Source organism: Swingsia samuiensis, assembly GCF_006542355.1.
GTDB classification, from domain to species: domain Bacteria; phylum Pseudomonadota; class Alphaproteobacteria; order Acetobacterales; family Acetobacteraceae; genus Gluconobacter; species Gluconobacter samuiensis.
Genome location: NZ_CP038141.1, coordinates 1,684,200 through 1,703,845, shown reverse-complemented (window position 1 = coordinate 1,703,845; position 19,646 = coordinate 1,684,200). Strand labels below are relative to the sequence as shown.

Annotated in this window: 21 protein-coding genes; 5 read left to right on the top strand and 16 right to left on the bottom strand. The window is 45.2% G+C overall.

The features are described 5' to 3' along the window. Positions 1–38 precede the first annotated feature (38 nt). The 13 genes from bamA to rpoZ all read right to left on the bottom strand — a co-directional run bounded on the left by bamA (position 39) and on the right by rpoZ (position 13,693). The gene (gene bamA / locus E3D00_RS08090) at positions 39–2,525 is read right to left on the bottom strand and encodes an outer membrane protein assembly factor BamA (RefSeq protein WP_141462436.1); all 2,487 of its coding nucleotides are present in this window, start codon (positions 2,523–2,525) and stop codon (positions 39–41) included. A gap of 169 nt (positions 2,526–2,694) precedes the next feature. Further along, positions 2,695–3,795, bottom strand: coding sequence for an RIP metalloprotease RseP (rseP, locus tag E3D00_RS08085; RefSeq protein WP_141461557.1), 1,101 nt, complete (start codon positions 3,793–3,795; stop codon positions 2,695–2,697). Further along, entirely contained in the window at positions 3,788–5,008 is a 1,221-nt protein-coding gene (gene dxr / locus E3D00_RS08080) for a 1-deoxy-D-xylulose-5-phosphate reductoisomerase (protein ID WP_141461555.1), read from the bottom strand. Before dxr ends, rseP begins: the two co-directional genes overlap by 8 nt. Further along, on the bottom strand, positions 5,001–5,852 hold the full coding sequence (locus E3D00_RS08075; protein WP_141461553.1) for a phosphatidate cytidylyltransferase: 852 nt from the start codon (positions 5,850–5,852) through the stop codon (positions 5,001–5,003). The genes dxr and E3D00_RS08075 overlap by 8 nt, the downstream gene beginning before the upstream one ends. Continuing rightward, positions 5,849–6,523, bottom strand: coding sequence for a polyprenyl diphosphate synthase (gene uppS, locus E3D00_RS08070; protein ID WP_141462435.1), 675 nt, complete (start codon positions 6,521–6,523; stop codon positions 5,849–5,851). The genes E3D00_RS08075 and uppS overlap by 4 nt, the downstream gene beginning before the upstream one ends. 102 nt (positions 6,524–6,625) lie before the next feature. Then, positions 6,626–7,192, bottom strand: coding sequence for a ribosome recycling factor (gene frr, locus E3D00_RS08065; protein WP_141461551.1), 567 nt, complete (start codon positions 7,190–7,192; stop codon positions 6,626–6,628). 38 nt (positions 7,193–7,230) lie between these two features. Beyond that, on the bottom strand, positions 7,231–7,959 hold the full coding sequence (gene pyrH / locus E3D00_RS08060) for a UMP kinase (protein ID WP_181442021.1): 729 nt from the start codon (positions 7,957–7,959) through the stop codon (positions 7,231–7,233). A 112-nt stretch (positions 7,960–8,071) separates the two neighbouring features. After that, complete coding sequence (gene era / locus E3D00_RS08055) at positions 8,072–8,968, bottom strand: GTPase Era (RefSeq protein ID WP_181441952.1); 897 nt, start codon at positions 8,966–8,968, stop codon at positions 8,072–8,074. Between the two features lie 18 nt (positions 8,969–8,986). Then, on the bottom strand, positions 8,987–9,727 hold the full coding sequence (rnc, locus tag E3D00_RS08050) for a ribonuclease III (protein WP_141461545.1): 741 nt from the start codon (positions 9,725–9,727) through the stop codon (positions 8,987–8,989). Continuing rightward, positions 9,724–10,506: a signal peptidase I gene (gene lepB, locus E3D00_RS08045; RefSeq protein ID WP_141461543.1), complete on the bottom strand. Its 783-nt coding sequence runs from the start codon at positions 10,504–10,506 to the stop codon at positions 9,724–9,726. Before lepB ends, rnc begins: the two co-directional genes overlap by 4 nt. Positions 10,507–10,568: 62 nt before the next feature. Next, positions 10,569–10,973, bottom strand: coding sequence for a holo-ACP synthase (acpS, locus tag E3D00_RS08040; protein ID WP_141461541.1), 405 nt, complete (start codon positions 10,971–10,973; stop codon positions 10,569–10,571). 4 nt (positions 10,974–10,977) lie between these two features. Continuing rightward, positions 10,978–13,275 carry a RelA/SpoT family protein gene (locus E3D00_RS08035; protein WP_141461539.1) on the bottom strand — a complete coding sequence of 766 codons (2,298 nt, stop codon included), beginning with the start codon at positions 13,273–13,275 and terminating at the stop codon, positions 10,978–10,980. Between the two features lie 34 nt (positions 13,276–13,309). Then, positions 13,310–13,693 (bottom strand): DNA-directed RNA polymerase subunit omega, encoded by a 384-nt coding sequence (gene rpoZ, locus E3D00_RS08030; protein ID WP_141461537.1) that lies wholly within the window; start codon positions 13,691–13,693, stop codon positions 13,310–13,312. Between the two features lie 195 nt (positions 13,694–13,888). Here rpoZ and E3D00_RS08025 point away from each other — a divergent pair, with 195 nt between their 5' ends. After that, positions 13,889–14,497 (top strand): LabA-like NYN domain-containing protein, encoded by a 609-nt coding sequence (locus tag E3D00_RS08025; RefSeq protein ID WP_141461535.1) that lies wholly within the window; start codon positions 13,889–13,891, stop codon positions 14,495–14,497. Further along, positions 14,494–15,066 carry a uracil-DNA glycosylase family protein gene (locus E3D00_RS08020; protein ID WP_141461533.1) on the top strand — a complete coding sequence of 191 codons (573 nt, stop codon included), beginning with the start codon at positions 14,494–14,496 and terminating at the stop codon, positions 15,064–15,066. Before E3D00_RS08025 ends, E3D00_RS08020 begins: the two co-directional genes overlap by 4 nt. Here E3D00_RS08020 and E3D00_RS08015 read toward each other — a convergent pair. Together E3D00_RS08015 and msrP are read right to left on the bottom strand one after the other, a co-directional pair. Continuing rightward, positions 15,035–15,628: a protein-methionine-sulfoxide reductase heme-binding subunit MsrQ gene (locus E3D00_RS08015; protein ID WP_246091405.1), complete on the bottom strand. Its 594-nt coding sequence runs from the start codon at positions 15,626–15,628 to the stop codon at positions 15,035–15,037. The two genes, E3D00_RS08020 and E3D00_RS08015, sit on opposite strands and share 32 nt — an antisense overlap. Further along, positions 15,615–16,559 carry a protein-methionine-sulfoxide reductase catalytic subunit MsrP gene (msrP, locus tag E3D00_RS08010; RefSeq protein WP_141461531.1) on the bottom strand — a complete coding sequence of 315 codons (945 nt, stop codon included), beginning with the start codon at positions 16,557–16,559 and terminating at the stop codon, positions 15,615–15,617. The genes E3D00_RS08015 and msrP overlap by 14 nt, the downstream gene beginning before the upstream one ends. 77 nt (positions 16,560–16,636) lie before the next feature. Here msrP and E3D00_RS08005 point away from each other — a divergent pair, with 77 nt between their 5' ends. Both E3D00_RS08005 and E3D00_RS08000 read left to right on the top strand, forming a co-directional pair. Continuing rightward, a complete protein-coding gene (locus E3D00_RS08005; protein WP_246091531.1) occupies positions 16,637–17,512 on the top strand; it encodes an NAD(P)-dependent oxidoreductase in 876 nt (291 codons plus the stop codon). 71 nt (positions 17,513–17,583) lie between these two features. Next, positions 17,584–18,192, top strand: coding sequence for a superoxide dismutase (locus E3D00_RS08000; protein ID WP_141461527.1), 609 nt, complete (start codon positions 17,584–17,586; stop codon positions 18,190–18,192). A gap of 78 nt (positions 18,193–18,270) precedes the next feature. Here the strand turns inward: E3D00_RS08000 and yajC are convergent, their stop codons facing one another. Then, the gene (yajC, locus tag E3D00_RS07995) at positions 18,271–18,615 is read right to left on the bottom strand and encodes a preprotein translocase subunit YajC (protein WP_141461526.1); all 345 of its coding nucleotides are present in this window, start codon (positions 18,613–18,615) and stop codon (positions 18,271–18,273) included. Between the two features lie 117 nt (positions 18,616–18,732). Here yajC and E3D00_RS07990 point away from each other — a divergent pair, with 117 nt between their 5' ends. Next, positions 18,733–19,602, top strand: coding sequence for an ATP-binding protein (locus tag E3D00_RS07990; protein WP_141461524.1), 870 nt, complete (start codon positions 18,733–18,735; stop codon positions 19,600–19,602). The last annotated feature ends 44 nt before the right edge of the window (positions 19,603–19,646 follow it).

The window sequence follows — 19,646 nt, the reverse complement described above, 5'->3', positions numbered from 1 at the left end:
TCTATGAAAGACTTGACGTTTGGAATGGCAAGCAGTTCCTAGAACTGCTGACCAAAACCAAAACGAACCGGATAAATACGATCGCCATGCTCTTTACGAATAGGAACCGCACCATCGATATTAACCATACCGAACGGACTTTTCCACGTGATACCTAAACCCGTTGATACACGAGGTGTAAGAGTATCGCCTGTTACAGGCGTGTAGGATTCACCATACTTCGGATAAGCCGCTTGGTTATAATAACGGCGTCTGACGCGCATACCTGCCAAGCTGCCCGCATCAACGAAGTAACGACCAGAAATTCCCAAATCATCTCCCATTGGAAGCGGGAAATTAATCTGAGCAGAGGCGGTATACATAAACTTACCACCTAAGAAATCCTCTTGCCCGTATTTAGGCATATAAGGGGGACATCCGCCAGCAGCACTCGCACAATAATGGCTTGCACGTGGCCCGACACCACCTTGTAGGAACCCACGCAAGTTATCACCACCCAGATAAAAGTTATCAATAATATTCGTTCGGCTGGAGCCAGACCAGTTCCCCATATAACCAACCCCACCTTTAAATTGGAAGGTCCAGTCATGATTGCCTGTAATATTATCGAGCGGCAGATAGTAAGCGCCATCCGCCTTAACACGTCCATAGCGTGTTTTTGTAGCGATCCCGGCAAAATCTCCAGCCAACTTCAACATATAACCAGAATGCGGATTCATACGCCGGTCACGGCGGTCATACGTTAAAGCTGTACTCAACTGGGAAAGAACAGACCACCCTGCACTATCCTGAACATACAAGGATGGAGCGTAGGATAAGTAATCAAAATAATCGTTTGGATTTTGAGTTTTATAATTAGGATTATACAAATTACCGACCTTACGATCGACCAGTGTATAGCTCCAAGACTGAGACAGATAACGGTTATAGGCATAACCTAAACGCAGAACAGCACCAATCTGGGTCTCTTTATAGCTCTGCTGATACGACGTAGAACCGTTATTCCCTTGCTGATTAAAGTAAATATCAGCACCAGCAACAACGTTACGGTTCAAGAAATAAGGATCCGTAACAGACAGATCTACCTGCTTCTCATAATAAGCAACAGTTCCAGATGCACCAGCATCAATACCCGTACCCAGAAGGTTGTGCTGCTTAACAGCGACGTTTCCTAAAACACCCACGTCCGTTGAATAACCACCACCCAAGGAGAATTCCCCTGTTGGTTTTTCAACAACATTCGCCGCAACATTCACCCGGTCAGGCGCAGAACCTTGGCTTTGATCCACAGAAACCGAGCTAAAATAACCCAAATCCTCTAAGGCCATCTTAGAATATTTACGGTCAGAGGGTGTGTAAGCATCCCCTTCAGACATTGGAAGGTTTCGGCGGATAACGCTGTCACGTGTGATGGTATTGCCGTTAATATCAATACGCTCAACATACACATGAGGGCCTTCTGTAATATCAAAAAGAAGGTCTACAACATGCTTTTCTGGGTTACGTGCAATTTCTGGGCGCACCATCGCAAAAGGATGGCCTTGCGATTGCAACCATTCCTGCATGTTATTTGCGTTATGCTGAATAGCCGTCCCATCGTACCACTGATGCTTAAACAGTTCGATATGTTTGCGCATCATTTTAGGGGTTACGCCACGCAGACTGGACCGCACGTCCATTTTACCCATGCGATAACGATCACCCTCGTGAATCGTAAAGGTTACATAAAATGATTTATGGTCGGGCGCCAACTCACCTGTCGCATCCACCATATGGTAATCAACAAAACCATTATGGAGGTAAAAACGACGCAGCAATTCAGCATCGTATTTAATACGCTCAGGATTATACTCGTCGGATGAAGAGAAGAAACGATACCAAGCCGTTTCTTTGGAAGAAATCACCTGAGCGAGTCTTGCTTCACTAAAAGCGTGATTTCCAACAAAAACAATCTTGTGAATCAGTGTTTGCTGCGCTTCGTTTATTTTAAAAACAACATCCACACGATTATGAGATAATTGAATAATCTGCGGGGTTACTGTCGCATCATAGCGTGCTTTCCCAGCATATTGATTCAAAATTTTCTGACGGTCTGCCGCCACTGTTTGGGCAGAAAAAACGGCTCTTGGACGAAGGCTAATCTCTTTAAGAAGATCTTCCTCTTTTAAAGCATGGTTTCCTTCAAACACAATGCGGTTAACAATCGGGTTTTCAACCAGATTGACAAGCAGAGTGCTGCCTTCCCGCCGCAAAGTAACATCTTTGAAAAGCCCTGTCGCATAAAGCGTCTTTAGGGAGCGATCCAGATCATCCTGATTAAAAGTATCCCCAGGCTGCGCCACCATATAGGACAAAACAGTACTCGTCTCGATACGAGTATTACCCGAGACCTTAATCGTCTGGATAATATTACCAGGAACAAACGACGCTGCTCCCCCTGCCGTATGATGACGTGCTCCACGCGCTTCCGCCACATTCAAAATGGACGGGAAAAGACATACGGATGCAAGAAGCATCATCCGCATATTTAGGGCCTGAGAACCTCTTGACCGTGATCCAGACAAACCGGTTTTCCTTGTTACAATTTCCGCAGATAATTTTACAACGCTACATCTATAAAGGGGAGGTATCCGAAAATCCCCCCTCAATGCAAGCTTTCACTTCACTCACGAAAGATTACAGAAGATTACTTTCTTAACTTCCCATATGAAATAACCAATGGAAAAGACCTATATTGGTTAAGTCATTAAATGTAGAAAATAAGAAAAGAGCCCCAATAAGTGCCATTCCTATTTGCATTCCGACTTCCTGAACCCGCCGGGAAACCGGGCTACCTTTTATAGCCTCTATGGCATAAAAAAATAAACGCCCACCATCTAAAACAGGAATTGGGAATAAATTAATTAACCCCAAATTAATCGATAGAAGCGCCATAAAAGAAAGAACACTCGCAAAACCATAACTTGCAACCTGCCCTGAAAGCTGCGCGATTCGAATCGTTCCCCCCAGCTCTTTCGGACTCCGTTGACCAGAAAGAATCTGCCACACACCTTGAAGGGTTTTTACAGACATATTCCATGTCTCTACCACACCCATTGGAAGTGCCTTAATCACAGATACCGGATGGCCAGGCACGGCTGTAAACCCAACCCCTAACAGCCCGTGGGCATGCGAACCAACTCCTGTTGTTCCCACAGTTACGGGTAAAGAAATAGGCTGATTATTTCTCTTTACATCAATCGTCGTCTGATCCCCGGGATGAGTGGATATAATTTCCATCACATCTTCAGGTGTTGAAATATTTAATGTGCCAATGCGGGTAATAATATCACCAACCTTAATACCAGCTTTCTCAGCGGCACTTCCTACAGCAACTTGAGAAATATCATTTTTCAATTCCATCTTTCCAACCGTGGAAAACAGAACCGTAAAAGCCACGATCGCGAAAAGAAAATTAAATACTGGCCCCATAACAATAACCAGCGCGCGTGAACCTACTGGCTTATCATGAAATGTTTGTCCCGGAACCCAAGCCTGCTTTTGCTCTTCCGTGGCATCCTCTGGCCCTTCAAAACCATGAGGCTTAACATATCCCCCTAAAGGAATTGCACTAATCCGCCACTCCGTTCCCGTTCGGTCATGCCAACGATATAGAGCTGGTCCAAAGCCGATAGAAAACGTATCGACTTTTATCCCTCTCCAACGCGCAGCGATATAATGCCCGAACTCGTGTATAAAAACCAAGATTCCAAGCACAAGACCAAATGAAACTAACGTACGCAACAAATCATGCATGAACGGAATTCTCGCTAATATTTCTCAACCGATCGCCCTGTTTTAAAATGTGCTCTTCTGCCCACATCCGGCCTTTCGCATCCCATTCCAAAACATCATCCAATGTTTTTAACTCCGGATTTTCAGGCATGACTTGCAAAACACTATCAATCGTTTCGCCAATACCCAGAAAACCAATACGGCCATTTAAAAACGCGTCCACAGCAATTTCATTTGCCGCAGAAAAAACAGCAGGCGCTGCTCCCCCTGCTCTCAAAACTTGGCGCGCCAAACGCAATGGAATAAAGCGATTTTCATCTGGAGCTTCAAACTCTAATGTGCTCAAAGCACTCAAGTCCAAACGCTGGCATGGTGTATTCATCCGTTGTGGCCAAGCAAGTGTATGCGCAATCGGTATCCGCATATCTGCTGAACCCATTTGAGCCACTAAACTTCCATCTTTGAATTGCACCAACCCGTGCACAGCTGACTGAGGATGAATCAACACATCAATCTGATCTTCTGTAAGTCCAAATAAACGAGCCGCCTCAATAACCTCCAAACCTTTATTCGCCATAGAAGCCGAATCAATCGTGATTTTAGCTCCCATAGACCATGTCGGATGCTTCAGTGCTTTCTGCGGGGTTGCAGCTCGCATCTCTTCAAGAGAAGATTTTCGGAAAGGCCCACCGGATGCCGTCAGAACAATCTTTTCGACGCTCTCCATCGAACACCCACCCAAAGCTTGCGCAATAGCATTATGCTCTGAATCAACCGGCAAAAGTGTTGCACCAGCCTCCCGAACTGCACGCAACATCACATCGCCAGCACAGACCAATGCCTCTTTATTGGCAAGAGCAATCGCATGGCCATTGCGTGCAGCAGCCAAGGCTGGCTCCAACCCTGCAGCTCCAGTAATAGCGGCCATCGTCCAGTCTGCTTCGAGAGCGGCAGCATCAATAACAGCTTGTCGACCAGCCGCAGCCTTAATCCCCGTCCCAGCAAGAGCGGCCTTAAGTTCTGCATAAAGGCTTTCATCATGAATAACGGCCAACTCTGCACGTAAATCTTTTGCTTGCTCAGCAAGAAGCTTCACATTACGCCCGCCGACCAAGGCTCTTACATCAAATTCATCTTTTTCACGCTTGAGCAGATCCACCGTGGAAGTACCAATACTTCCTGTGCTGCCCAAAACGGTAATACGACGTGGTTTAACGGCAGAACCGCTATTCATGAGAAAAACTCCCCTGCGAAATGGTATAATGTGCAGACCCGCTTACCAGATCTACAGGTTGGAATGCCCAAAAGGCATGCCCGGAAACAAATAAAGACAAAAGAGCAGCAACCGGCGCTGCCGCCAACAAACCATCAAACCGATCCAGCAATCCACCATGCCCGGGAATAATATAGCCCGAATCTTTAACTCCCAAACGTCGCTTCACAGCACTCTCTAAGAGGTCCCCACTTTGAGAAAAAACGCCTAACACAGCTCCCCAAAACAGGCCCCCAATAATCAAATGCCCACTTGTTAGCCAAGCAACGCAGCCTCCGGCAAGAGACGCCCCCAATAAGCCGCCGAGTGCCCCTGAACGTGTTTTCCCGGGCGATATGGAAGGAGCCAACTTTGGTCCGCCAAAAATTCGGCCACTTAAATACGCACAACTATCACTAGCAACAACAACACTTAAAACAAATAAAACGCTTTCCAGCCCCGCTCCCCGATGCCTTAACCACAACAGAGACAAACCACCCACAACAGAAACAATCACGGGAATACTTGTCTTAACACCAAACGCCATGGCAGGAATAAGCATCCCCAAAGCCAAAAGCCATTGCCCTTTTAAGGCAGACACCCCTGCGACAATTGGCCACAACAACAAAAGGACACCTCTCCACGTCCGCAAAGGCTGCTGGATGAGTAGCTCGCCTTCCCAAACCAAGCCCACCATCGCAAGGAGAATCAACACATCATATAAAAATCCACCCTGCCAAAGACAAACCCCAGCAACGCAAACCAGAATAACTGCCGACACTAACCGTGTTCTTAAATCAGACCAGCGTGGTGAACTCTTATTCATGCCGGCCGACCACCAAACCGCCTTTGCCTCTTTGCAAAATACGACAATGCTTCAAGAAATTCAGATTCTCCAAAATCGGGCCATAAAACATCCATAAATACAAACTCTGCATATGCACTTTGCCATAATAGAAAATTGGACAAGCGACATTCTCCACTGGTCCTGATCACCAAATCTGGATCAGGCGTTCCAGAGGTTTGCAAAGCCGCGCCCAAAAGCTCCTCTGTAATATCCTCAGGTGATAACGCACCTTGAGCAATTTTCTGCGCTAAAACACGGCTTGCCTGAACAATATCAGCCCGCCCCCCATAAGAAAGAGCAAGCGTTAAAACCAACTTTGTGTTTGCATGGGTTTTTGCTTCAGCACGTTTCAGCTCTTCGTAAAGAGCATTATCAAACCGCTCAGGCTCCCCTATTACTTGGAGACGAACACCCTGCTCATGCAATTCATTTAATTTATGACGCACGTAAAAACGTAATAATGACGTTAAATCTTTAATTTCCTCTGAAGATCGGCGCCAGTTTTCAGAAGAAAAAGCATAAAGTGTAAGATACTTCACTCCATGCTTAATAGCCGTTTGCACACACCTCTGCACAGCCTCTGCGCCTTGCTGGTGCCCCACAGCAACCGGCAAGCGCCGAGAACGCGCCCAACGACCATTCCCGTCCATAATTAAAGCAACATGCACAGGAATGGTGCTTAACTCGTGCGGGGCGATAGTCCCCGAACACGATACCGGCTGAGAAGAGGTGGTTTTAGTCAAGAGATCAAATCAGACTTGCTTAATCTCACGCTCTTTTTCAGCCAAAATATCATCAATTTTTTTGACGTATTCATCCGTCAGTTTCTGAATAGAATCTGACCATGTTTTCATATCATCTTGGCTGATATCACTATTTTTTTCAGCCGTTTTGGTTTGCTCCATCCCATCACGACGAACACCACGAACAGCAATCTTAGCATTTTCAGCATATCGGCCAGCAGCACGTGCTAACTCATTACGACGCTCTTCCGTTAGAACGGGAATAGGAACACGGATTGTCTGCCCATCCGCAGCCGGATTAAGGCCAAGCCCGCTATCACGAATAGCACGCTCAACAGCCCCCACGACGCTTCGATCCCAAACAGAAACCGTTAACATACGTGCTTCAGGGACAGCGATTGAACCAACCTGTGACAATGGCACTTCCGAACCATACGCTTCTACACGTACAGGCTCTAGCAAGTTGGGACTTGCACGCCCAGAACGTAAGCCAGATAGATCACGGCGAAGACTGTCAATCGCACCATCCATCCGGCGCGTAAGATCAGCTAACAAGTCCTTCAGGTCAGCAGGCATAAAGCTGTTCCTTCATAGTTTCGATGAACACAGAAATTTTAATTGGCTTCGACAACCTTGGTGAAAAGCCCTTCGCTACGAACAACTGCACCAAAAGCGCCAGGCGCATGCATATTGAACACAACAATAGGCAGCTTATTTTCACGAGCAAGACTGATAGCCGCAGCATCCATAACATTCAACTGCTGTGACAACACATCCATGTACGTCAAACGATCATAACGCGTTGCATCCGGGTTACGCCGAGGATCATCGGAATATATCCCATCCACCTGCGTACCTTTAAACAGAGCATCACACTCCATCTCGTTCGCACGAAGAGCTGCGGCTGTATCTGTTGTAAAAAACGGATTACCCGTTCCGGCAGCAAAAATAACAACACGCCCTTTTTCCATGTGGCGCACAGCGCGGCGGCGAATGTATGGCTCAGCAATAGAGGCCATTTGAATGGCAGTCATAACACGCGTTTCCAGCCCTTGGCGCTCCAAACCATTTTGAAGCATTAGCGCATTAATAACCGTCGCAAGCATGCCAGCGTAATCACCTTGCGCCCGGTCCATTCCTTTTGCCGCAGCAGATAATCCACGAAAGATATTTCCACCACCAACAACCAAACATACCTGCACACCAGAGCGCACAACTTCTGCAATATCAGCGGCCACCATATCGATCATATCGGGGTCAACGCCTGATGCTGCCTTACCCATCAGTGCCTCTCCAGACACTTTCAGGAGAACACGCTTATAGCTTTCTTGTTTTTCAGTCATATACCCGTCTCTGGATGGATTACGGTGCGTTTTACTTGTCATACATCTCCCGAGAGATTGTCACAAGCGATCCTCGAAAAAAGCAATATTCTTTATCTTCTTATTACACTCACTAATCTTCCAAACCAATTGCTCGCAGACGTGCTTTTTCCTCATCCCAGCCTGCACGTTCTTTCACGTTTAAAAACAAATGGCACGGACGATCTAATAGCTCTTGCAACTCTAAACGTGCACGGGCGCCAATCGATTTTATTTTATGACCGCCTTCGCCAATCAAAATCGCTTTGTGCCCAGCTCGAGAAACGTAAATTGTCACTTCTATACGAACAGACCCATCAGGGCGCTCTTTAAAGCTCTCTGTTTCAACAGTTGCCTGATATGGAATTTCTTCATGCGTTTGCATAAAGACTTGTTCACGAACCAACTCTGCGGCCAACAACCGATCTGGCAAATCAGTCAAATCATCTTCTGGATATAAGAATGGCCCCTCAGGAAGATCAGCCGTCAATTGATCGAGCAAATCTTCAACACCATCGCCTGAACGTGCACTCACCATAAAGACACGCTCAACAGGCAAAAGATCATTAACTTCTTTAGTAATCGGGAGAAGATCTTCAGCAGCAATAAGATCTGTCTTATTCAAGACAAGCCAGATTTTACCATTACTCTGCGCAAGTTTGGTTATAATTTCTCTAACATCATCACGCAAACCCAACTTGGCATCAATCATTAACAACGTCAGGTCTGCATCTTGCGATCCAGTCCATGCGGCATTGACCATAGCCCGGTCCAACCGCCGGCGTGGTTTAAAAATTCCCGGCAAATCAACCAATATGATTTGAGTATTTTCTCTTACTACGATTCCGAGCGTTCTAAAGCGTGTTGTTTGCGCCTTTGGACTCACAATGGATAATTTAACACCAGCAATGCGGTTCAAAAGTGTGGATTTTCCGGCGTTAGGGGCGCCAACAAGGGCCACGAAACCGCAGCGAGTGGTCATACTATTCATCCTTTTTTCTGCACCTTATTATGGCGCTACATTCTGGCCAAGAAGTTTTAACAGATCTAATGCAGCAGCACTCTCTGCAAGCCTTTTACTCCCGGCCTCTCCCTTGCCAGTTAAGCCTTGCGCTTTAACTTCAATCCGAAAGACTGGCGCATGTGATGGTCCTTCGGCAGAAATCAACTCATAATGAGGCAAAGGCCGCCCTAAAGATAAGAGATATTCCTGCAACAACGTTTTGGGTTCTTTATGAGGGCGAAGCTGACTGTCAATCTTTTCTCCCCAATATTTATGCACGACATACTTGGGAGGTTCTAACCCCCCGTCCAAATAAAGCGCCCCAAGTACAGCTTCCATTGCATCGGCTTGTATACTCGATAACTGACGAATCCCAGCCGCTTCTTCATGGGAAGCTATATTAATAAATGCCGAAAGCCCAATCTGATCTGCAATTTCTGCTAAAATGGGACGCGAAACCAAATGGGCATGCCGCGGACCTAATGCCCCTTCCTGCTCTTGAGGGAAGTGCTGAAACAACCACTCTGCCATCAAAAGCCCCAAGACCCGATCGCCTACAAACTCAAGACGTTCGTTCGATCCTGAGCCTTTAGGGAGCGCAGCACTTCTCTTACGCCCGCCCTTCTGACGGCGACCACTGACAGCAGAACGATGTGTTAAGGCTTCTCTTAAAAGCTGAATATTCTTAAAATGATACCCTAATGCTTTTTGTATAGAATCCTCAATCTGATCTTGAGAAAGAGTCATGTTACTGAATGCAAAAAGCGATTAAACCGGATTTCAACTGGCCAATACCAAAACTGCCATGCAGGATGACGAAAATCGAGAGAGAACAACACGACCTGCGCTCGCCCCACAAGATTTTGGATCGGCACAAAGCCTAAATCTTTCTGAAACCGGCTATCAGAACTATCATCCCGATCATCTCCCATGGCAAAGAAATAACCTTGAGGAACAACGTATTCTGGGGTGTTATTGGCAAAGCCATCATCCGTTAATTTTAAAATATCATGGTTAACTGTTGCACGCCCATCACTCCCAGGGAGGCTTTCATTATACAACTCACCACTTAACAACTCATTCCGCTCATCACGTACTTCATAGTGCCCCAAATCCCTGCGTGGAACTTCAACACCATTCACATATAACTGACCGCCTGTGACCTGAATCCGATCTCCCGGCAACCCGACAATACGTTTAATATAAGCCGTTGATGTATCACGCGTGTAACGAAAAACAGCGACGTCTCCACGATGTGGATCACTCTCCAAAATTCGACCGTCAAATAAATCAAGCGAATATGGGAAAGAATAGCGGGAATAACCGTAACTGAACTTCGATACATATACAAAATCACCAATCTGTAAGGTTGGGATCATGGAGCCTGATGGTATATTAAACGGCTCGAAAATAAACGTTCTCACAGCAAGGACAACAAAAAGCATCATGAGAAACCACCGAATAGTTTCTCCCAAAGTTTCCTGTTTCTTCTCTGGCGGATTGTCTAATTGTTTTTTCCCCCACATGGGGCCTATCTCCTTACTTCACCAAGCGCTTTTAACTCAGTTCTTTTTGAATAGCGAGCATTTCAGACGTAAATTGCCTGAATAATGACTTGGGCCATAGCAAAAGGAGTATCATCCGTTAAACTGACTAAAATTTCTGCACGACTATTGGTCGGTGTCAGCTCCTCTAAAGCAGCAAGTGCCTTCCCTCTCAGAGCTATTTTCGGAGCGCCTGCAGCATCATTAAAAACGCTTATATCCTGTAGGGTTATTCCCTTGGCAACACCCGTCCCCAGCGCTTTAACGCACGCTTCTTTTGCAGCCCAACGCTTAGCATAGCTTCCTATCCGAGGCACGGATGAAAAACGTTCACAATAAATCCGCTCATCTTCTGTAAAAACACGGTTCAAAAAACGCTCCCCATATTTTTCGATCATATCTCCAATACGAGGGATCATACATAAATCGATCCCTATCCCTAATATCATCTTTTTATCCCTTAACGCGCTCGACTTGCATCACACCAACAGCCACCCGAAAAGAAGTAATGAGTGATAAAAGATGTTTTAAATCTTTCACCTCCACATCCACCAAAATTTCCATAAAATCCAACTGTCTATTTACTATTTTTAAGTTCACAACACTTCCACCGCTTTTGGCCGCTGCGTTTGTAAGGGTTGCCAAGACAGCCGGCTCATTCGTCGCAACAACAGATAAACGAGCAGTATAAGGTGTCGTATCCACACGCTTTGCAATGGCATCATAATCCCAATCAACTTCAATAAACCGCTCAGGATTTTCCGAAAAACTAGCCAGATTTTGACACCCTTTGCGATGGATTGTAACGCCTTTGCTTTGAGCAATCACCCCAACAATACTATCTCCCGGGATAGGACGACAGCATCCGGCAAAGCTCGTCGCAATCCCGACCCCTAATCCTTTTATAATTTGATTGGATTGAGACGTTTTCTTCCGAGCAGGAATATTCCCTGCCCCCAAAAGAAGAGACTGACCAAAACGCGGCGAAAGCCCCGGTACCAGACGAGGTGCCCTTCCCGCTGGTTTTAACTCCGGATAAGCAGCATTAACAACATCTTTAGGGCCTAATTGCCCATTCCCTACCGCAACATATAAATCTTCAACAGAAGCCTGTCGGAGCTCTTTGAGAATCCCCTCCAGCACTTTCTCAGATCCATCTGCCCCTTCCTGTCGGAAGGCTTTTGCAATAGCAACCCGGCCATTATCAATATAAACTTGCCGCTGTTGAGCCACAACAAAGCGCCGTATCCTCGCACGCGCTTTCCCAGTAACGACGAAACGTTCCCATGACGGAGATGGAGTACCTCCTCGTGCCGTCATAATCTCAACTTGATCCCCATTTTGCAGCTCGTGCCGCAATGGGATCAATCGACCATTAACCTTAGCGCCAACACATGTATCACCGACTTGACTATGCACAGCATAAGCAAAATCAATCGGCGTCGCCCCCCTTGGAAGAGAGATAAGTTGCCCTTTAGGCGTAAAGCAAAAAACCTGATCTTGGTATAATTCAAGCTTCGTATTTTCTAAAAACTCATCGGGCGCTTCACTATCTTCCAAAATTTCAAGAAGATCCTGCACCCACCGTAATTTACGATTATTTTTCCCAAATATGCCCGACAACGCCATCGTTTCACGCTCATTGGGCGTCATGTCTTCTTTATAAGCCCAATGAGAAGCTACTCCGTCTTCTGCCCAATCATGCATCTCACGCGTACGGATCTGCACTTCTATCTTCTGGTTACGAGGGGAGCGAAGCGTCACCCCTGTGTGCAAACTTTGGTACCCATTTGCTTTAGGGGTCGAGATATAATCTTTAAAACGTCCCGCTATCATCGGATAAGCACCATGAATAGCGCCCAAAGCCATATAACACGCATCGCGCGTTGGTACGATCAAACGAAAAGCCATGATGTCAGAAAGTTGCTCAAAAGCAATATTCCGACGTTTCATCTTCTCCCAAATCGAAAAAGGAGATTTTTCACGTCCTGTTACATCAACATCGTCTAATCCGGCCTCAGCACAAAGGGACGTTAATTCCTTGCTGATCTGATCAATAACATCTGCGCCCTGCCCGCGCAAAAAATTCAAACGCGCACGGATTGTAGCGTCTGCTTCTGGCTCTAGCTGAGCAAAGGCAATATTTTGCAGCTCAGTTTTAACACGATCCATACCTATGCGCTCGGCTAATGGCGCATAAATATCCATCGTCTCACGAGAAATTCTCTGCCGTCGGTCTAACCGCTGCACATAGTGAAGCGTTCGCATATTATGCAAACGATCAGCCAATTTGACGATTAGAACACGAATATCGCGCGACATCGCCAAAACAAGCTTCCGAAAATTTTCAGCTTGTTTTGTACGATCTGACTGTAACTCCAAGCGGGTTAGTTTGGTTACACCATCAACGAGTGCTGCTACATCCTCGCCAAAACGATTTTGTAAATCAGCGAGAGTAATACCCGTATCTTCAATCGTATCATGTAATAAGCCAACCAGAATGGACGTCACATCCATTCGAAAACCGGCTAATATACTCGCAACCGCAATTGGATGCGTTATATACGCGTCACCATTATCTCGCAGTTGCCCATTATGAGCCGAGGCCGCAAGATCATACGCATCTTCTATTAATTTCAAATTTGCGTGCGGGTCATACGTTTCCACCCGCCGCAATAAACCACTTATTGATGGTTTAAAAATATTATTCTCTAAAGATTTTTTTTCTACAGGAGGCAATGTTTCTGGCATATTTTCCTCCTGCTTTTTTAATCTTTTCTTTTAATTAGCGACGACCTCGTCCACCAAGTTCAGCTTCAATAGCAGCAGCTTCACTTTCTGACATATGGGCATGCTCCTCTTCTGCAGAAACATCCTGAAGGCCGAAAATATTTTTTTCAGTTGGAATAATATCCATAACCTCTTCATCAACAGGCTCTGGCTCTGGCGCACGAGCTAGCGAGCGAACAATGCCATCACGAAGAGTGCCCAGATTCAATTTTTCTTCGGCAATTTCACGAAGAGCAACGACTGGGTTTTTATCATTATCACGATCAACACGAAGTTCTTCACCACGTGACATATTACGTGCACGCTGAGCAGCTAAAAGAACCAGATCAAAACGGTTTGGAACCTTTTCGATGCAATCTTCGACGGTTACACGCGCCATAAAGCCGATTCCTTTAAATAATGGCAAAAAACTGGATATATAGTCTTGGCAATAGCACGCAGTTCGTGCAAATGCAATCAACATATCTTTTCTGCCAGAAAGCAAACCTAACCCACCTCTCACTCGTTTGTCTATTCATGGCAGGAATTTTAATTACCCTGCTCCGGAAAACTATTTTACAGTCAGGAATATCATATGCTTCTGCGTCCACATGAACGCACTGCCCTTTTTATTGATGGTGCAAGCCTTCACCATGCCGCGCGCAACCTTGGTTTTGAAGTTGACTTTCGAAGCCTACGCAAAATGTTTGAGACACAAAGCCAGTTTCAACGCGCCTATTATTATGCTGCAATGCCAGAAACAGATGATTATTCACCATTGCGCCCACTCACAGACTGGCTTGCTTATAACGGATATCATCTTGTTGTAAAAAATGCGCGTGAATTTACGGATCATTCAGGAAGACGTCGTATTAAAGGGAATATGGATGTCGAACTAACTGTAGATCTATTGGAGCAATCTCATAAGCTGGATCACGCTGTTATTATTAGCGGTGATTCTGATTTGCGCCGAGCTGTAGAAGCTGCACAAACACGCGGTGTGCGTGTAACCGTTATTTCTTCTATGCGCTCGACCCCTCCTATGATTGGGGATGACCTTCGCAGACAAGCTGACGTATTTGTTGAACTTGCCAGCATTGCACCTTCATTTACACGCCGTCACCCTGAAGGTCGCCCTCGTCCACCAGCTCCACCTGTTCGCCATCCAGCTGATTTCAATAGTGATGAAGGCGATGAAGTATGACACCCCAAGCTTCTTTTAAGGTCACAACAAATACTCCAGCCACCATTGTGCCCCAAGAAGAAGACTACTCTGTAGAATGGAAAGATCTCGGCTCAGTAGAAGCTGAGATCTTAATTCTTTCTATATGTCCTGTGAATGAATACCAAGACATTCTCTCTGCTTTTGAAGATAAAGAGATTAGTTTTTCTTCCCATCCGCAGGTTAGAGGGAAAAAAGCGCGTTTTGTTTCGCTTTCATCCAGCGCACAAAAAAACCATGCAATTTCCTTTGATGAAATCGAACATTTTGTAAATAATCTTCGCTCTGTTCTTCAAAGCATGAAAAACTTACATCTTGTTCTGCCCTTGGGTGTTTCCGCTCATATTGCTGTGTTGGAAGCTTGCGGTATTCCTATGACACACCTTGATTTCAGATCAAACTTTATCACTTTTTTACCTGATGGCCTCCTGATTGGTGATCTGTTACACCCTGCTACAGAAGAACATTTTTTCTCTAAATTAGATGATTTTTTACCTCATATTATTGATAGTCTAAATACTAAAAGCTCTGCTTCCTTGGGAACCCAGTAAGTATAAAACGCAAAAAAACAACAACACTCGTGATAAACAAATAGAAAAATATAGTTTTATTAAATACTTTAAACGATAAATAGAAGTGAGCCAATACCAAAGGGACGGCTACATAAATTAACGAATGTATTTTCTTCCATTTCTTTTTTAAAAGACGCATGGATAACCGATTAGACGTCAAAGCCATTGGTAATAATATTAATACAGCCAACATACCCAAAATGATAAAGGGTCTATGCGTGACATCACGTGCAAAGATTGAAAAATTCATTTGCAAATCAAGAAATAAATAAGCACCGAGATGCAATATTGCATAGATAAAAGCTAAAAGGCCCGTTAACCGCTGGTATCTTTTTAATGCCATCCCACTCACGACCTGCAAAGGCGATAGCGCGAAACAAACTAATAAAAAACGAAAAGCCCAAAGCCCTAAAGCTCTCTCAAAAACATTCACGGGATCAGCTCCCAGCCGTCCCGTTTGCCCTTGCCACAACAAATACAGAGCGGGAATCAATCCGATCCCGTACAGCAATACTCTCCAATTTTTCTTAAAAATTAACACGCAAATCCATATCTTTATATAAATCAGCCACCTGCTCACCATACCCATTAAACATTAAGGTCGGTTGCCTCTTTTCCCCAAACAAGCTCTTGGAACCAATTACACGCTCAGTTGCCTGGCTCCACCGGGGATGATCTACCTTTGGATTAACATTCGCATAAAAACCATACTCATCCGGCGCGAGTTTATTCCATGTCGTGGAAGGCATATCTTTAACCAGTCGGATACGCTGAATAGATTTTATGCCCTTAAAACCATATTTCCACGGAACAACCAATCGAATAGGAGCTCCATTCTGATTAGGTAAGCTGTCACCATACATCCCAACGGCAAGTAAACTCAGAGGGTGCATCGCTTCGTCCAGGCGTAAGCCTTCAACATACGGCCACGAAATACCTGAGATCCCATCTTTCTGACCCGCCATTTCCGACGGCCTAACAACACTCTCAAATGCAACATAACGCGCAGAGCTTAATGGTTCAGCTAACATCAAAAGAGATCTCAAAGGAATCCCGTCCCAAGGGATCACCATGGACCATCCTTCCACACAACGCATACGGTAAATGCGTTCTTCAATTTCTTTAGATTTTAAAAGTTCTTCAACATCAATCTGTTGAGGCTTATTCACAAGCCCGGATATTTCCAAGGTCCATGGCAAAGGATGAAAGTCCCCACTGTGTAAAACCGGATCATCTTTCTCCATCCCAAACTCATAAAAATTATTATACCCTGTAGCGAACTCTTTTGGCGTAGGGTCTAAAGAAGACGGAAAAGCTCCTGTATGTGTTTTTAATGGCGCTGCTTTCAGCTGCCCACTTGCAGCAACAGATACTCCAGCCAACCCTACACCCAACACCTTCCGGCGAGAATAATATATCTCTTTAGGTGTAATTTCCGAGGATAGCGGCTTTGGGTATGAAAACTCAGGCATCTTTGATTTCCGATTCCATAAAGACTATGGCAGCTAAACACTTACATTCTTCTAAAAATAATGAAGGGATTATTTCCATGGAAAACACAACAATTGGATTTATTGGTTATGGTGCCATGGCAGAAAAAATGGCACAAAACCTGAAAAACGCAGGGTACACAATTGTTGCCTATACTCCATCTGGCAAAGAAAAAAATGGCACACAAATGTTGCCGACTCCCCGCACCCTTGCTGAAGAAGCTGACATTATTATTCTCTGCGTTCCTAACGATGAGGCTGAAAACCAATCTCTTTATGGAGAACATGGACTGTTAGCTGGCGTAAAACCCAATCAACTCGTTATAGACACCTCCACCGTTTCTCCTGAACAAGCAGAACGCCTTTCAGCTCTTGCACAAGAAAAAGGCTTCGATGCTCTGGAGGCCCCCATGTCCGGCAGCACACCAGAAGCTGAAACAGGCAATCTCATTATGCTTGCTGGCGGGAAAGAAAAAACACTTCTTCGTGCACAACCCATCCTTGATATCATTGGAAAACTGACCATCTATGCAGGAGATTCCGGTGCAGCTGCACGCCTCAAATTAGTGGTAAATGGTGTTATGGGGGCAACTCTAAACGTTATTGCTGAAGGCGTCAGTTATGGGCTTTCTGCAGGAATCGAACGTGAGGTGTTATTTAACACCTTACAAGAAGTTGCGGTGGTTAGCCCTCATCATAAACGTAAGTTGAAGATGGCACAGGAGCGTAAGTTTCCTTCTCAATTTCCAACACGTTTGATGTCAAAAGATATGGGGCTTCTCGTGAGTTCTGCCCGGAAAGTAGGGGCTTTTATGCCTGCAATGGCTATGGCAGACCAAGCTTTGGCGCTCTCAAATAGACGCCATGCAAATGAAGATTATGCCGCTCTTATCGGCGCGATGGAACATAGCGTTGCCAATTCGTCAGATAAATGACATCGATAGGCACAGACCGTAGCACTCATATTGAATATGGACGCTAACGTTTTTTATTAAGGAGTATCATCATGGCTTTTGAACTACCTTCATTGCCTTATGCCGTTAACGCACTTGCTGGTGCTGGCATGTGCCAAGAAACACTCGAACTACATCATGGCAAGCACCATCAGGCTTACGTTACCGCTCTGAATGGTTTTGTAGAGAAAATGCCTGAACTTGCTGGCAAATCTCTTGAAGAGATCGTTGCTTTTGCTCATGGCAAACCAGATATTGCTCCTGTTTTTAACAATGCAGGCCAACACTGGAACCATATTCTTTTCTGGAAAAATCTTTCTCCAACAGGCGGCAAGATCCCTTCTGCTCTAGAAAAGAAAATTGCTGAAGACTTCGGTTCTGTTGACGCGTTCAAAACGAACTTCAAACAAGCAGCAACCACACAGTTTGGTTCTGGCTGGGCATGGCTTGTCTTAGATAAAAGCGGTAAGCTTGCTGTAACAAAAACAGCAAACGGCTCAAACCCTCTTGCCGAGGGTCAAGGCAAAGCTCTTCTTGGCTTAGACGTTTGGGAGCACGCTTACTATCTTGATTTCCGTAATCGTCGGCCAGACTATATCACAAACTATCTAGATAAGCTTGCAAACTATGAATTTGCAGAAGCTGAACTAAAATCTGCTTAATTCGGCCAGATAAAACTCGATAAAAAAAGCCTCACTCCCCTACAGGAGTGAGGCTTTTTTTAATCTTGAAAGATTTAATTAAACATCATTTGCAGGCTTATCGCGCTGAATAATATTCGTAATGGTACTACGAACAATCTTCACTCTTACACCTTGAGCAATTTCAACCTCAACTTCGTTACTATCGTCCCGAGTTGCTTGTACCGTCCCAACAATACCACCGGCTGTAACAATCTTATCACCACGACGAAGTGCATTCTGCTCTTCACGTAGTTTACGTTGCCGAACCTGTTGTGGCCGAATCAACAAAAAATAGAAAACTACGAAGATAAAAATCATCGGAGCAAATTGAAGCACTGTCGGATTTGATAAAATCCCACCGCCGTCAGCGGCTTGTGCAGAAGAGAAAAACAGACTGCTCATGAAAATATATTGGTCCAGTCTTGATTGAAAGAGAGGTGAACCATATCGTTACAAACATCTTCGTCAAGAACAACACGATTATTTTCTATTTTTTCTTTCTCGGACAAAGTTATTCCCATGTCAGATCCAGCCCTACTCAACACTCTTGAACGCATTGCCAACAGCCTAGAAAGAATGAGCCCCCCTCCCTTAACTCCTGATATCCTAAACCATCATGATGCTTTCGTTTGGCAAGCCTCATTAGGTGCCTTGGAGCCAATAGATAAAGTATCGGGTGTGTCTCTATCGCTTCTCAAAGGTGTGGAACGCCAATCACAGCAGCTTCTGACCAACACACAACATTTTGCAAACGGATTCACGGCAAATAATGCCATGTTGTGGGGGGCGAGAGGCATGGGAAAATCCTCCCTTGTTAAAGCCACCGTTGCTTACGTGAATAACGAACAGCACTCCAAAAATGCACCTCTGATTGCTCTTATTGAAATTCAACGGGATGAACTTTCTTCTCTTCCTAAACTTCTATCTCTCCTCAGAAAGAGCGACCGCCGTTTTATTCTCTTCTGTGATGACCTTTCTTTTGAAAGTCAGGATTCAGATTATAAATCACTCAAGTCTGTCCTAGATGGAGGCATAAGCGGGCGTCCGAGCAATGTTCTTATTTATGCTACCTCAAACCGACGCCACTTAATGCCGCGCGAAATGATAGAGAATGAAAATACAAATGCGATAAATCCCTCTGAAGCAGTTGAAGAAAAAGTCTCACTCTCAGATCGTTTCGGACTATGGATCGGCCTATACGGTGCTAGCCAAACCGAATATCTCGCTATCGTCGAAGCCTACGCTCAAGACCGAAAACTTCCTATTTCACCAGAAGACCTCCGTCGAAAAGCCCTCCAATGGAGTATGGCGCGCGGTAGCCGCTCTGGACGTGTTGCAGCACAATTCATTGACGACCTTAGTGCTGAATTGGGCGTTCCTCACACGTGACACGCTCTTTTCCAGTGACAATTTTTTCTTAAAAGGCGTATAAA

What these genes read in the sequence shown, in the direction of transcription:
- bamA (WP_141462436.1), bottom strand. Translation starts at nt 2,525, where the DNA reads ATGCGGATGATGCTTCTTGCATCCGTATGTCTTTTCCCGTCCATTTTG.
- rseP (WP_141461557.1), bottom strand. Translation starts at nt 3,795, where the DNA reads ATGCATGATTTGTTGCGTACGTTAGTTTCATTTGGTCTTGTGCTTGGA.
- dxr (WP_141461555.1), bottom strand. Translation starts at nt 5,008, where the DNA reads ATGAATAGCGGTTCTGCCGTTAAACCACGTCGTATTACCGTTTTGGGC.
- E3D00_RS08075 (WP_141461553.1), bottom strand. Translation starts at nt 5,852, where the DNA reads ATGAATAAGAGTTCACCACGCTGGTCTGATTTAAGAACACGGTTAGTG.
- uppS (WP_141462435.1), bottom strand. Translation starts at nt 6,523, where the DNA reads ATGGACGGGAATGGTCGTTGGGCGCGTTCTCGGCGCTTGCCGGTTGCT.
- frr (WP_141461551.1), bottom strand. Translation starts at nt 7,192, where the DNA reads ATGCCTGCTGACCTGAAGGACTTGTTAGCTGATCTTACGCGCCGGATG.
- pyrH (WP_181442021.1), bottom strand. Translation starts at nt 7,959, where the DNA reads ATGACTGAAAAACAAGAAAGCTATAAGCGTGTTCTCCTGAAAGTGTCT.
- era (WP_181441952.1), bottom strand. Translation starts at nt 8,968, where the DNA reads ATGAATAGTATGACCACTCGCTGCGGTTTCGTGGCCCTTGTTGGCGCC.
- rnc (WP_141461545.1), bottom strand. Translation starts at nt 9,727, where the DNA reads ATGACTCTTTCTCAAGATCAGATTGAGGATTCTATACAAAAAGCATTA.
- lepB (WP_141461543.1), bottom strand. Translation starts at nt 10,506, where the DNA reads ATGTGGGGGAAAAAACAATTAGACAATCCGCCAGAGAAGAAACAGGAA.
- acpS (WP_141461541.1), bottom strand. Translation starts at nt 10,973, where the DNA reads ATGATATTAGGGATAGGGATCGATTTATGTATGATCCCTCGTATTGGA.
- E3D00_RS08035 (WP_141461539.1), bottom strand. Translation starts at nt 13,275, where the DNA reads ATGCCAGAAACATTGCCTCCTGTAGAAAAAAAATCTTTAGAGAATAAT.
- rpoZ (WP_141461537.1), bottom strand. Translation starts at nt 13,693, where the DNA reads ATGGCGCGTGTAACCGTCGAAGATTGCATCGAAAAGGTTCCAAACCGT.
- E3D00_RS08025 (WP_141461535.1), top strand. Translation starts at nt 13,889, where the DNA reads ATGCTTCTGCGTCCACATGAACGCACTGCCCTTTTTATTGATGGTGCA.
- E3D00_RS08020 (WP_141461533.1), top strand. Translation starts at nt 14,494, where the DNA reads ATGACACCCCAAGCTTCTTTTAAGGTCACAACAAATACTCCAGCCACC.
- msrP (WP_141461531.1), bottom strand. Translation starts at nt 16,559, where the DNA reads ATGCCTGAGTTTTCATACCCAAAGCCGCTATCCTCGGAAATTACACCT.
- E3D00_RS08005 (WP_246091531.1), top strand. Translation starts at nt 16,637, where the DNA reads ATGGAAAACACAACAATTGGATTTATTGGTTATGGTGCCATGGCAGAA.
- E3D00_RS08000 (WP_141461527.1), top strand. Translation starts at nt 17,584, where the DNA reads ATGGCTTTTGAACTACCTTCATTGCCTTATGCCGTTAACGCACTTGCT.
- yajC (WP_141461526.1), bottom strand. Translation starts at nt 18,615, where the DNA reads ATGAGCAGTCTGTTTTTCTCTTCTGCACAAGCCGCTGACGGCGGTGGG.
- E3D00_RS07990 (WP_141461524.1), top strand. Translation starts at nt 18,733, where the DNA reads ATGTCAGATCCAGCCCTACTCAACACTCTTGAACGCATTGCCAACAGC.